14 protein-coding genes and 1 riboswitch are annotated in these 13,021 nt (G+C 56.1%); all 14 genes read left to right on the forward strand.

The features are described 5' to 3' along the window. Positions 1-100 precede the first annotated feature (100 nt). The 14 genes from IRT44_RS09795 (at position 101) to IRT44_RS09860 (ending at position 12,990) form a co-directional block, all read left to right on the forward strand. Positions 101-994, forward strand: a complete 894-nt coding sequence (locus tag IRT44_RS09795) for a LysR family transcriptional regulator (RefSeq protein WP_230076589.1) — start codon at positions 101-103, stop codon at positions 992-994. A 307-nt stretch (positions 995-1,301) separates the two neighbouring features. Continuing rightward, positions 1,302-1,514 carry a hypothetical protein gene (locus tag IRT44_RS09800; protein ID WP_230076590.1) on the forward strand — a complete coding sequence of 71 codons (213 nt, stop codon included), beginning with the start codon at positions 1,302-1,304 and terminating at the stop codon, positions 1,512-1,514. A gap of 346 nt (positions 1,515-1,860) precedes the next feature. Continuing rightward, positions 1,861-2,868, forward strand: coding sequence for a cytochrome c oxidase subunit II (gene coxB / locus IRT44_RS09805; RefSeq protein ID WP_212132330.1), 1,008 nt, complete (start codon positions 1,861-1,863; stop codon positions 2,866-2,868). Between the two features lie 31 nt (positions 2,869-2,899). Beyond that, a complete protein-coding gene (locus IRT44_RS09810; RefSeq protein ID WP_171565852.1) occupies positions 2,900-4,870 on the forward strand; it encodes a cbb3-type cytochrome c oxidase subunit I in 1,971 nt (656 codons plus the stop codon). Further along, positions 4,870-5,472 (forward strand): cytochrome o ubiquinol oxidase subunit III, encoded by a 603-nt coding sequence (gene cyoC / locus IRT44_RS09815; protein WP_230076591.1) that lies wholly within the window; start codon positions 4,870-4,872, stop codon positions 5,470-5,472. Before IRT44_RS09810 ends, cyoC begins: the two co-directional genes overlap by 1 nt. A gap of 1 nt (position 5,473) precedes the next feature. Beyond that, positions 5,474-5,797, forward strand: a complete 324-nt coding sequence (gene cyoD, locus IRT44_RS09820) for a cytochrome o ubiquinol oxidase subunit IV (protein WP_171565851.1) — start codon at positions 5,474-5,476, stop codon at positions 5,795-5,797. Between the two features lie 162 nt (positions 5,798-5,959). Further along, a complete protein-coding gene (locus tag IRT44_RS09825; RefSeq protein WP_171565850.1) occupies positions 5,960-6,526 on the forward strand; it encodes an FAD-dependent oxidoreductase in 567 nt (188 codons plus the stop codon). Positions 6,527-6,645: 119 nt separating this feature from the next. Next, positions 6,646-8,181: an MDR family MFS transporter gene (locus IRT44_RS09830; RefSeq protein ID WP_171565849.1), complete on the forward strand. Its 1,536-nt coding sequence runs from the start codon at positions 6,646-6,648 to the stop codon at positions 8,179-8,181. A 217-nt stretch (positions 8,182-8,398) separates the two neighbouring features. Beyond that, positions 8,399-8,917: a hypothetical protein gene (locus IRT44_RS09835; protein WP_230076592.1), complete on the forward strand. Its 519-nt coding sequence runs from the start codon at positions 8,399-8,401 to the stop codon at positions 8,915-8,917. A gap of 91 nt (positions 8,918-9,008) precedes the next feature. Beyond that, positions 9,009-9,223, forward strand: a riboswitch (cobalamin riboswitch). A gap of 199 nt (positions 9,224-9,422) precedes the next feature. After that, positions 9,423-9,971, forward strand: coding sequence for a cob(I)yrinic acid a,c-diamide adenosyltransferase (gene cobO, locus IRT44_RS09840; RefSeq protein WP_230076593.1), 549 nt, complete (start codon positions 9,423-9,425; stop codon positions 9,969-9,971). Then, a complete protein-coding gene (gene cobD / locus IRT44_RS09845) occupies positions 9,971-11,080 on the forward strand; it encodes a threonine-phosphate decarboxylase CobD (protein WP_230076594.1) in 1,110 nt (369 codons plus the stop codon). The genes cobO and cobD overlap by 1 nt, the downstream gene beginning before the upstream one ends. Next, complete coding sequence (locus tag IRT44_RS09850) at positions 11,058-11,615, forward strand: bifunctional adenosylcobinamide kinase/adenosylcobinamide-phosphate guanylyltransferase (RefSeq protein WP_230076595.1); 558 nt, start codon at positions 11,058-11,060, stop codon at positions 11,613-11,615. Before cobD ends, IRT44_RS09850 begins: the two co-directional genes overlap by 23 nt. Continuing rightward, on the forward strand, positions 11,612-12,352 hold the full coding sequence (gene cobS, locus IRT44_RS09855) for an adenosylcobinamide-GDP ribazoletransferase (RefSeq protein WP_230076596.1): 741 nt from the start codon (positions 11,612-11,614) through the stop codon (positions 12,350-12,352). Before IRT44_RS09850 ends, cobS begins: the two co-directional genes overlap by 4 nt. Beyond that, a complete protein-coding gene (locus tag IRT44_RS09860; protein WP_171565844.1) occupies positions 12,349-12,990 on the forward strand; it encodes a histidine phosphatase family protein in 642 nt (213 codons plus the stop codon). Before cobS ends, IRT44_RS09860 begins: the two co-directional genes overlap by 4 nt. Positions 12,991-13,021 lie beyond the last annotated feature (31 nt).

The raw sequence follows: 13,021 nt of genomic DNA on the forward strand, positions 1-13,021 counted from the left end.
GAATGAGGTTAAGTTTAAAATACACAAGTTAATTGATCAATATTATGATTTCTATTAAAATGATAGAAAAAAAGAATGATTGAAATGGGATGGGGCCATTATGGATCTTAGGCAACTAGAATACTTTGCCGCTGTATGCGAGGAACTGCACTTTACCAAAGCAGCGGACAAATTGGGCATATCGCAACCGACGCTCAGTCACCAGATTCGATCGTTGGAAGATGAAATTGGGATGCCGTTGTTTGATCGGATTGGCAAACGAATCGCACTAACCGAAGCAGGCAGACTGCTGCTAGAATACAGTATCCAGATGTTCAGAACCCGTAAAAATGCAATCGACGCCATTGATGAACTGCGCAATCAACAGCGTGGAACACTGGTCATTGGCGCGATCCCATCTGATCTCGATTACAGAATTACACAACTATTAATCGATTTTCACCATGAATTTCCTCAAATACGACTAACCGTATTGACATCAATCGAAATCTTGAAGCAAGTATTGGATATGGAGGTGGATATTGGAATTGCAATCCTGCCTCTCCCAGATGAGCGGATTGTGAGAATTCCCTTATCCCGCGAAGAGTATGTGCTGGTCGTATCGGTGAACCACGAATTGGCGGATCGAAGCTCCATCGAGTTGGAGGAACTTCGACATATTAGAACCGTGATGTACCCGAAAGGCACTCTTGGACGCGAGATAGTCGATGATTGTTGTAGAAAGCGTGGCTTCAGCTTAGATCCTATTATTGAAACGACAACACCTTTTTCGCTTATTCGATTAGTCAAAGCGAATATCGGTGCGACAATTCAACCACTGCCACTAATTTTATCCATGAATGATCCCGACTTGCGTGCCATCAAGATCGAGGGAGGCCCAACTCGGGATATCGGTATTATTTATCGCGTTGACAGGTTTCTTAGCCATGCGGCGAAAACATTTATCAATAGATTACAGGATGAGTTACAAGGGGGAAACTTGGCCAATCGTTGAAAGCATATCCGGTGTAGTCTCCGGCTTGCACATCTCAAGGCCTCTCCGGGTATACACATGCCATCGCTCGCGAACTTTTCCAACCCGCCCCGGCTCGTCAAACCTGTCCGCATAGTATGTAACATGGAAATGGCGATCTCTGCTCTGCGTGTAACAGCTGTTCCGTCCACGAGATTGGAAACGTCCCCCATCCTCTCGAAAAAAACGACATTTTTTTGAGAAAAAATTGAACAAAACGTGAACAAAGTGTGAAAAATGTGTTACAATAGAGCCATCAATCAAAGAAAACGGACAGGGGTTGGATGCGATGGACCAATTGAGCAATGGTATCAAAGCTGCGACAACCTTGAAATGGCTCGCGTGGGCAGCTACAATACTTGGTGCTGTTTTGCTTATGATGAATGTAAGCGATTTCCGTGCGGATAATTTTGGACTGATGGCGGCGATTGGATTGCTGATCGGCGGCATGAACATCTTTTTGCTGAGCACGGTGTTCCAGTTACTTCACACCGAATCGTAGGAAATATACGGCAATTCATGAACTGATCAAATATAGTAATAATGAAGAATTTGGGTGAAAGCCCTCTCAAGACGAGCGATCTTGAGGGGGCTTTTTTTCTTGAAAAATCAACCATTATTAGGTGGCGGTTAGAAAAACAGGATATTGGTAACAAAGTTTTGAGCAAAAAGTGAAGTATATGTGAACACTTTGTCACGAAAAAGCGGCGAATTCTTGAACGGTGTGCAAACGAAGGTACAAAACAAATGCGCTTTTGATACGATATGAAGGCAAAAAGCAAGTTTATTAAAACTGAATGTGAACGGTCGTTTCCTTTCTGTTGGAACGTTAGGAGGGGTAGGAAGAAATGGCAGCTAGAAAGTGGCTCGGACGGGTCCAGTTTTGGATCATGGCGGTATTGGCCTGCGTCCTGTTGAGCGGATGCGGGAGCGAATACCTGGTCCTCAATCCGAAGGGGCCCGTTGCTGAAACGCAGTACAATCTGATTATTACTTCCATTATTCTCGTCTCGATCGTGATCCTGCCGGTGTTTGCGATCACCTTCTACATCGTATGGCGCTATCGGGACAAACCGGGGAACAAGGCTCCGTACCAACCGGAATGGGCGCACAACACCACGCTGGAGCTAATCTGGTGGGGGATTCCTGTCGTCATTATTGCCATTCTTGGTTATTTTACGGTGCGCGATACCTATGCGCTGGTTGAGCCTCCCAAAAAAGACGTAAAGCCGATCACGGTACAGGTTACGTCGCTCGACTGGAAATGGTTGTTTACTTATCCTGAACAAAACATCGCTACTGTTAACTACGTGCATATTCCGACGGACGTTCCCGTTCAATTTGAGCTGACCGCCGAGGCGCCGATGAACTCGTTCTGGGTACCGCAGTTGGCTGGCCAGATCTATACGATGCCGGGCATGGCGATGGGCTTGTGGATGCAGGCGGATGAGCCGGGTGAGTACTACGGCACCGGGGCCAACTTCACGGGGAAAGGCTTTGCCCACATGCAGTTCAAGGTAATTGCCGAACCGCAGGAGAAGTTTGACCAGTGGGTGCAGCAGGTGAAAAACACTGCGCCGGGCATGACCAAACAGGATTACGAAAACCTGGTGAAACCGGGTCTGTCCGACCGCTTGACGTATTCGGCTTTCCCGAAAGGGCTGTTCGAGGAAATCGTGATGAAATACGGCCACGTACACGGCAATCATCCAAACGGCATGAACCACTACAAGAACAATCTGAAAAACAACGACAATCAACATGAAGGACATCAAGGCGGTGGAGAACACAGCAGCCACGGCGCGAATGACGCCCAGGCTTCACACCAGCATGAAATGTCCGTATCGAACCAGTAACACATAAACGGAAAGGGAGGAGGATCACCGTATGTGGGAGGACATCAAGTCTTTTGCATCCACGTTTTTTGTCACCGGTGACCCGTTGATTTACGGGGCGGATGTGGCTATTGTGCTGACCACCCTGGCCATCGTGTTTGTCCTGACCAAGTACAAAAAATGGGGCTGGCTGTGGCGCGAATGGTTGACAACCGTCGATCACAAGAAGATCGGGATCATGTACCTGATCTGCTCGCTCTTGATGCTGTTCCGCGGCGGCGTGGATGCGCTTCTGATGCGGATGCAGCTCACCATGCCCAATGTGGAGTTTCTGCACTCCGAGCACTACAACGCGATCTTTACGACGCACGGCACGATCATGATTCTGTTCATGGCGATGCCGATGATGTTCGCGCTGTTCAACATCGTCGTGCCGCTGCAGATCGGCGCGCGCGACGTCGCGTATCCGTTTTTGAACGCACTCAGCTTCTGGCTGTTCTTCTTTGGTGCAATGCTGTTCAACCTCTCCTTTGTGATCGGGGGTTCTGCAGAGTCCGGCTGGCTCGCGTATCCGCCGCTGTCGGAGAAAATGTTCAGCCCGGGTGTCGGACAGGACTTCTACATCTGGGGGATTCAGATTTCCGGTATCGGTAGTTTGGCCACCGGGATCAACTTCCTGGTGACCATCCTGAAAATGCGTGCACCGGGCATGTCGCTGATGAAGATGCCGCTGTTCTCCTGGTCGGTTCTGTCGAGCTGTATCACGATTATCTACGCGTTCCCGATCCTGACGGTGACGCTGGCACTGCTCTTCATCGACCGCTTCCTCGGCGCTCACTTCTTCACGATGGACGGCGGCGGGAACCCGATGATGTACGTCAACCTGATCTGGATGTGGGGCCACCCGGAAGTATACATCGTGGTGCTGCCGGCCTTTGGTATCTTCTCTGAGATCGTGGCAACGTTCGCCAAGAAACAGGTTTTCGGTTACAAGTCGATGGTCTTCGCAATGGTGATCATCAGCGTGCTGTCCTTCTTCACCTGGGTGCACCACTTCTTCACCATGGGTGCGGGGGCAAACGTCAACGCGTTCTTTGCGATCACGACGATGGCAATCGCCATTCCGACCGGGGTGAAGGTGTTCAACTGGCTGTTCACGATGTACCGCGGACGGATTCAGTTGAAACAGCCGATGCTGTGGACGATCGCATTTATCCCGTGCTTCCTGGTCGGGGGTGCGACCGGTGTGATGCTGGCTGTCGCTCCGGCGGACTACCAATACCACAACAGTTACTTCCTGATCGCGCACTTCCACCAAGTGCTGATCGGCGGGGTCGTGTTCGGATACCTCGCAGGGATTTACTACTGGTGGCCGAAAATGTTTGGCTTCAAGCTGGATGAACGCTTGGGCAAATGGGGCTTCTGGCTCTGGAACATCGGTTTCTACGTCTGCTTCATGCCGCAGTACGCACTTGGCTTCATGGGCATGACCCGACGCCTTTACACGTACGGATGGGACCTCGGCTGGGCACCGCTCAACATGGTTTCTACCGTCGGCGCGTTCTTGATGGGATTCGGCTTCATCTTCCAGGTATGGCAGATCGCCTACAGCATTAAACACGGCGAGCGCGACACCACGGGCGACCCGTGGAACGCACGCACGCTGGAATGGTCGATTCCGTCTCCGGCGCCGCTGTACAACTTCGCTGTCATTCCGCAGGTCAAAGAGCGGGATGACTGGTGGGCGACCAAGCAGGCGAGAGCAAACGGCACGGCAAACGAAACGCCGGCCAAGCTGGAGCCGATTCACATGCCGAAAAACTCGGGCATTCCGTTTATCATGTCGTTCTTCTGGTTCATTGCCGGATTTGGTTTCGTATGGGGCTGGACCTGGTGGATCGTGATTGGTCTGGCAGGTGTCGGCATCTCGATGCTGGTGCGTTCGTTCCAGTATGACACGGACTACTACATCCCTGTGGACGAAGTGAGACGCACCGAGGCTTCTCTGGGGAGGGCTGTATAATGCAACAAGCGATGGCACATCATGACCACGACCACGGACACGAGGACCACGAATCTCTCAAGGTCGTCGGGTTCTGGATCTTCCTGGTTACGGACTGCGTTCTGTTTGGCACGTTGTTTGCCACCTATGCCGTATTGATGCACAGCTACGCGGGTGGGCCGACCGGTAAAGAGCTGTTCCAACTCCCGGGCGTGATTGCTTCTACGTTTATCCTGCTGACCAGCAGCTTCACCAGCGGGGTGGCGATGCTGGCCATGCACAAGGGAAAAGTGAAACAGGTGATTGGCTGGCTGGCGATCACTGCCATCCTGGGTCTGTCGTTCGTCGTGCTGGAAGTGACCGAGTTTGCACATCTGGTCTCGGAAGGCGCCGCCATTTCCACCAGTGCATTCTGGTCCGCGTTCTACGTGCTGGTGGGTACGCACGGTCTGCACGTGACGCTCGGTCTGTTCTGGATGGCTGCGCTGATGATTCAGTTGGGCAAACACGGCATCACGGCGGTCACCAAGCGGAAAGTCACCAATCTGGGCCTGTACTGGCACTTCCTTGACGTCGTCTGGATCTTCCTCTTTACGGTCGTCTATCTCATGGGGGTGATGTAAGATGATGCAACACGACAGTCATGGTCACGGAGAGGGGCACGGCTCCCTCAAGTCGTACGTCATCGGGTTTGTTCTGTCGATCGTGCTGACCATCATCCCGCTGGTGCTGGTCATGAACAAGGTGCTGACCGGTACTGCACTGGTTGTTGCAATCATGGCGATGGCCGTTCTGCAGCTGTTCGTACAGTTGTTCTTCTTCATGCACATCCGCGAAGGGGAGAAACCCCGCTACAATGTGCAGGCACTGATCCTGGGCGGAGTGATCGTGCTGACGATCGTCGCCGGCTCCATTTGGGTCATGAGCTTCAACACCATGGTGCAGTAAGGTCGAAAGACAAGGCGAAACGAGGCGAAACCTCTTGGGCTATCAAGCTCAAGAGGTTTTTTTGTTGAGACTGGCCCCGATGTGCCCGGTGGATTTTCTTTTTTCCATACTTGGTATATGATTAAGTTGGGTATCATAAAAACTGGAAGGGGGCATGTCAGAATGTACGAGATTGCGATTATTGGGGCAGGACCGGCAGGAGCCAGCGCGGCGCTGTTTACGGCGAAGGCTGGCAAAAAAACGCTGCTGATCGACAGTGACAAGAGCATCACCAAACGAGCCTGGGTGGAAAATCACTACGGCGTAATGGAGATCACCGGGCCTGACCTGGTGGATATCGGGAAAAAGCAGGCGGAAAAATTTGGCGCGGAATTGGTGTCCGGCCAGGTGACCAACATCGTCAAAACGGAACAGGGCTTTACGCTGGAGACAGACAGCGCAGGGACGTTTGAAGCGAAACACGTGATTCTCGCTACCGGCATCCTGGTCGATCTGGCGGAAAAGATCGGCGTGGCGACCAAGCCCGGTACCGAGCCGCGGATCAAAACGGTGATTGACGTCGACCGGGACGGCAAGACCAGTGTGGAGGGCATTTGGGCGGCCGGAACGTGCGCCGGCGTCAGTGTGCATACGATCATCACCGCCGGTGACGGGGCCAGGGTGGCGATCAACGTCATCAGCGAGCTGAACGGCGAGCGCTACGTCGACCACGACGTGCTAAAAAGCTGATACTTGTTGAAATTTCCATATCCTTCTCTCCGTATAGACCAGGAGGGAAGGTTTATTTTTTCCGGGCCACATTGGCAATAATCAAGTTCATAGAGAAGTTGAAAGAGGAGGAGATCGGCGTGATTGCCAAGAAGTCGAATGTGAAATTTGTGGTTGCCGGGCTCCTGCTCGGTCTGTTGATGGCGTCCATGGACAACACGATCGTCGCCACCGCGATGGGTACGATCGTCGGCCAGTTGGGCGGTCTGGACAAGTTTGTCTGGGTCACGTCGGCGTACATGGTGGCGACGATGGCGGGGATGCCCATCTTCGGCAAACTGTCCGACATGTACGGCCGCAAACGGTTTTACGTGTTTGGGTTGATCGTGTTTTTGCTCGGATCGATCCTCTGCGGGACGGCAGGCAGCATTGTTCAGCTCAGCATCTACCGGGCCATCCAGGGGATTGGCGGTGGAGCGCTGATGCCGATTGCCTTTACGATCATTTTTGACGTGTTCCCACCGGAGAAGCGGGGGAAAATGACTGGCCTGTTCGGAGCGGTGTTCGGCACGTCCAGCGTTGTCGGTCCCCTGCTCGGCGCCTACATCACCGATTACTTTGGCTGGCACTGGGTCTTTTACATCAACGTGCCGATCGGTCTTCTGTCGCTCTGGTTCATCTCCGCGTACTACAAGGAGTCGCTGGAACACAGCAAGCAGAGCATTGACTGGTGGGGTGCGATCACGCTGGTGGGAGCGGTGGTCAGCCTGATGTTTGCACTGGAGCTGGGCGGCAATCAATTCGCCTGGGACTCTGCGGTGATTCTCGGTCTGTTTGCCGCGTTTGCCGTGCTGTTTGCCGTGTTTTTGTACGTGGAGAGACGGGCGGCCGAGCCGATCATTTCGTTTTCCATGTTCAGACAGCGGCTGTTTGCCGCGAGCAATATGGTGTCTCTTCTGTACGGCGCGTCCTTCATCATCACGACCGTCTACATTCCGATCTTTATCCAGGGAGTGTTTGGCGGCTCGGCGTCCAACTCGGGGCTGCTGCTCACTCCGATGATGCTCGGATCGGTACTCGGCAGCCAAACGGGCGGGATGCTGACGACGAAGACCAGCTACCGCAACATCATGCTGCTGTCCGCCGCCTTTTTCCTGTCCGGCTTGTTTTTGTTGGGGACGCTGACACCGGAGGTCTCGCGCAGTCTGGTGACCGTCTACATGGTCCTTACCGGGTTTGGCGTCGGTTTTTCCTTCTCCGTCCTGGGCATGGCTGCGATCCACAACTTTGACATGCGTCAGCGCGGTTCGGCCAGCTCGACCAACTCGTTTTTCCGCTCGCTGGGCATGACGCTGGGCGTGAGCGTGTTTGGAATCGTACAGCGCAACCTGTTCCAGAGCGGCTTGGAAGAGGTATTTGCCGGTGGAAGCGGCATTCCGGCAGGGGGGCTGGTTGACCCGCGGGCGGTGCTGACTCCGGAAACCCGGGCGTCCATTCCGGCACCTGTCCTGGAGCAGATTACCGCAGTCCTCTCCTCGTCGATTGCGCAGACGTTCATGTGGGCGCTGATTCCGGCCTGTCTGGCGGTCGTAGGGATCCTGCTGATGGGCAAAGAGCGGATAAGCATACCCGCTGCACAGGTACGGCCCAAAACAGCGGAGCGGGGAAGAAGATAAACTAAAAGGCGAACACAGCCCTCGTGCACCGGAATGATCTCCGGCTGCATGCAGGGCTGCTTTTTTGTGCGTGGAGCATTATCAGATCAGGCCTGATTGGTTCGGGCGGGTTCAATAAATTCCAGCAGTATAATATTATAGTAAATATTGGTAGAAGGTAAATGCAAGCGTGACGTGTTTTCGCTGCTGTTCAAAGAACGAAGGGGGACAAACCATTTTGCAAGGAAAAACGTACCTATATCTGATTCCCGCAGTCATGGCCGCGATCCTGGTCGCCTGTTATCCCTTTGATTTATTTGACAGAATCTTCGTACTCCCGCCCGAAAGACAGACGGTCCGTGAAGAAGAAGTGCTGCAAACCGTTGCCAGGATAAAAGACAACGTAACAATCGGCTCAACCAAACAAGAAGTCGCCGCACTGTTCGGTGACAGGTACGTTCTCGTGGATGACCAGGGGGATCTCGAAAACGGCTGTGATGAAATCTGGCTGTACCGCTTTTTCACCGAGGAGGATTACCAGTCCTCTGTGCCCGACCATGTCATTGATCAAGAGGGGATTCGCAGCGGAAAAGTAGGAGCCGCCTTCTTCATCGGCTGGAAAGATGAACGAGTCTACCTGTACACCATCGCTTACCTTCAAGGCCCCAATCGCAATCTGCATGTTTACTCCAATGTGAATGGAACCAGAGCAGAAGAAATCTTGAATCCAGATGGCTCGATGGCGCCCGTCGATTAAGAGTCAGCCCATTGCCCGCTCGCTTTTTCCTTCCTATCCACGGCCACTTTTGTTATGATGGAGACAAGTGCCGGTCATGTGCGGCACCGACAACTGCATACGGCAAACAGGTCTTCACCTGCGCGGACGCTTCCGGGCGGGTGAAGTTAAAAGGGAAGTTTGGTGAAAATCCAACGCGGTCCCGCCACTGTAAGAGGGGAGTTTTCCTTCGCGGCGACAGCCATCCACTGCTCCAGCGGGAGTGGGAAGGAGAAGGAAAGCGGCGATCCTCAAGCCAGGAGACCTGCCTGTTTTGCGTGAGCACTGATTTCCTTCGGGTCAAAGGAAAAGGTGAGGATTGTCGTGGACGTCGTGTCGACGCTTTGCTTCCTTTGGTTTTCGAGGAAAGCAAAGCGTTTTTTATTGTATCTGAAAAGACACCGTGAACGGTAGATGAGCTGGCACAAGGGGCGGACCGTTTGGCATCGCGTCCCTGGTTGGCCGGCCAGAGGGGAGGAAATGGTCGATGAACAAATCCGACAACAAGCGAGGACTGGTCCTGGTGTACACCGGGGACGGAAAAGGGAAGACAACGGCGGCGCTGGGGCTGGCCGTACGGGCGACCGGCCGCGGCAAGCGTGTGTTGGTGGTACAGTTTATCAAGTCGCCGGAACGCACCTACGGGGAAAAAATCGTCTTTGACCGGTTGGGCATCGAGATGATGCAAAAAGGCATCGGCTTTACCTGGACGAAAACGCCCGAGGAGCATCGCGCCGCTCTGCGGGAAGCGTGGCGATACGCCAAGGAGCAGGTATTGGGCGGCGAATACGACATGGTGATTCTCGACGAATTGAACAACGCGCTGGCGATTGATCGTTTTCCCGTAGCGGACGTGCTGCCGCTGGACGATGTAGTGGACACGATCAAAAACAGGCCGAGCCACGTGCATCTGGTGATTACGGGACGGGACGCGCGGCCGGAAATCATCGCGATTGCCGATCTGGTAACGGAGATGAAAGCGGTCAAGCACTACTATGACGAAGGCATCCCCGCCGTGCTGGGGGTGGAGTATTGATGACCGCCGTGTTGGAGGTGTTCGGTCACGGCGGCGATCTGGTTACGGCGGCGGAGCGCTTCGGTGTGGAAGTCGGGCAATTTGTCGATTTCAGCGCCAACATCAACCCGCTGGGCCCGCCTGCCCGCGTGCTGGAAGGACTGCGGGAGGTGCTGCCTCGGGTGGTTCACTATCCCGATCCGGGGCACCGGTCGTTTCGCAGCGCATTGGCGGCAAAGCTGAACCTGCCGGCATCGTGGCTTCTGCCGACCAACGGGGCGGCCGAGGCGATGGCCCTGGCGATCCTCGCACTGAAGCCGCAGACGGTCGGCATCGTCACGCCTTGTTTTTCCGAATATGCCCAACTTTCCAGGCAGTTCGGCGCCCGCGTGCTGACCTGCCCGGGGCGGGAAGATCGCGGCTTCAAGCCGGACGAGGCGGAGCTGGACCGGCTGTTTGAACAGGCAGACCTTGTCTTTGTCGGTTCTCCTAACAACCCGACCGGCCTCTTGTATGAACCGGAAGAACTGCTGCGGATGGCCGGCTGGACCGACAGGACAGACACGCATCTGGTGATCGACGAGGCGTTTCTCGACTTTGTCGCGGAGGAGCGTCAGTTTACGCTGGCCGACCAGCTTTCCCGGTTTCCGCGCGTGCTGGTGATGCGCTCGCTGACGAAGATGTTCGCCATTCCCGGGCTGCGCCTCGGCTACGCCGTCGCCGTGCCCGCGCTGATTGAGCGGCTGCGGGACAAGCAGGTCAGCTGGAGTGTCAACAGTCTGGCGCTTGCGGCCGGGGAGCTTTGCCTGGAGGAAGCGGACTACGAAGCGAAAACCAGACGGCTGATTGCCAAAGAGCGTTCCTATCTGTCCGGTGCCATCGCGCAGGAACTGGGCTGGCGCGTCTGGCCGGGCGAAGCCAACTTTCTGCTCGTGCGCTGTCCGGCTCAGATAACGGCGGCGGAACTGCAGGAGCTGCTGGGCAGACGGGGCATCTTGATTCGCAGTTGTGCCATGTACCCCGGCTTGACGCCCGGTGATTTTCGCATCGCAGTCCGCACCCGGCCGGAAAACGACCGCCTGTTGACGGCCTTGCGGGACGTCTGGCGTGAAAGGAGGGAGCGGCGCTGAGCCTGATCGTCGTTACCGGAGGCGTCCGCTCGGGAAGAGCCGCTTCGCCGAAAAACTGGCTGCACAGGCGGGAGGCCCCGTCTTGTACGTGGCCACCGGCCAGACATGGGACGAGGAAATGAAGCAACGGATTGAGCGGCATCGGGCGCAGCGGCCCCGCAATTGGAGACTGGCCGAAACAGATGGCACCCTGGCTGTGACCCTGCCGCAACTGAAGAGGTATCCGGTGGTGCTGTTGGACTGCCTGTCGACGTGGGTCAGCACACGGCTGATGAGTGTGCCGGAAGCGTCCTGGAGGGACGAAGCAATCGGGCGGGCGCTCCTGGAGGAAGCGGAGCAGTGGCTGGATGAAGCCTGCAGCGACGGCCGGACCGTCATCGCCGTGACCAGCGAGGTGGGTCTGGGCGGCGTCGCGATGACCAAGCTGGGCCGCTGGTTTGCCGACGTGCTGGGCGACGTCAACCAGCTGGCCGCCAGCCGGGCTGATACGGTCTATGCCGTTTTGGCAGGCATTCCCTGGAGGATAAAAGGATGAACGCGTTTTTTCATGCACTGTCGTTTTTTACCCGCATCCCTGTTCCCTGGCTGCGCCCGTCGGAAGAGGCCTGGAAGAAGAGCGTCGTCTGGTACCCGGCTGTCGGACTGGTGATCGGCCTCGTGCTGTGTGGGGTGCATCAGGCGGCCTTGTGGGCGTTTGCGCCGCTGACTGCTGCCGTGTTGACGATGGCCTGCTGGGTCTACATCACCGGCGGACTGCATCTGGACGGCTGGATGGACCTGGCCGACGGTCTGGGCAGCAGCCGGCCGCGGGAACAGATGCTGGCGATCATGAAAGACAGCCGGACCGGAGCGATGGGGGTGCTGGCGGCGATTGTGCTGCTTCTGGTCAAGACGGCGGCGCTGGCCGAGCTCGACCATCGGCAGCTTGCCGCCTGTCTGCTGCTGGTGCCCGCCGCCGCACGCACGCATGTGCTGCTGGCGATCCGCTGCTGGCCGTACGTCACCGGAGAAAAGGGCGTCGGCAAAAGCATCGGCGAGGCGCTCCGTCCTTTCCACATCGGCGCCGGTTATCTTTTTGTGCTGGCGTTGGGCTGGTGGCTTGCCGACATCCGGGCGGTCACGGCTGTCGTGCTGTCGCTCGTCATCAGCCTGCTGTTTGCCCGCTCGGTCGCCGGCAAGCTGGGCGGCCTGACCGGCGACTGCTACGGCGCCCTGATCGAGATTGCCGAAGCCGTGATGCTGCTCATCCTGATCGGGAGCTGGTGGCCGTGAGGTGGATCTGGGTGAGACACGGACAGACGGAGGAGAACCGCACCGGCCGCTACCTGGGACACAGCGATGTGCCGCTGAACGAACACGGCTGCGCCCAGGCGGAGCAGGCAGCCCGGATGCTCGCTTCGGAACGCCCGGCGGCGCTTTACACCAGCGATTTGCTCCGCTGCCGGCAAACGGCGGAACGGCTGGCAGCTGTCTGGGGACTGGGGCCCCGCGCCGTGCCCGCCCTGCGCGAGCTGTCGTTTGGCGCGTGGGAGCGGCTCACCTATGACGAGCTGATGGCACGGGACGGCGAACTCGCCCGCCGCTGGTACGACAATCCGTTTGACTGTGCGCCGCCGGGCGGAGAAACCCTGACTCAGTTGGGGGAGCGGGTGGATCGCTGGCTGATGCAGCTGATGAGGTCTGTTTCCATGGACGATACCGTCTGTCTGGTGACCCACGGCGGTGTTATCCGCTGGTTTCAGGCGGCCTGGGTGGAAAACGATCCCCGCCGCTACTGGCAGGTGGACGGCGTGGGCCACGGCGGCGTTATCGTCGCTAAGTGGGACGGACGCCGCTGGACGGCGGCACGGATGGAAGACAATCCTTCTGCATCGGGCGAGAAGCATGTTTCCATGCAGAGCAGCTTGTGAGCCCTGCCGCAGAGCGGCGATTTGCGGGAAA

The organism is Brevibacillus sedimenti (genome assembly GCF_020923495.1).
GTDB lineage: Bacteria > Bacillota > Bacilli > Brevibacillales > Brevibacillaceae > Brevibacillus > Brevibacillus aydinogluensis.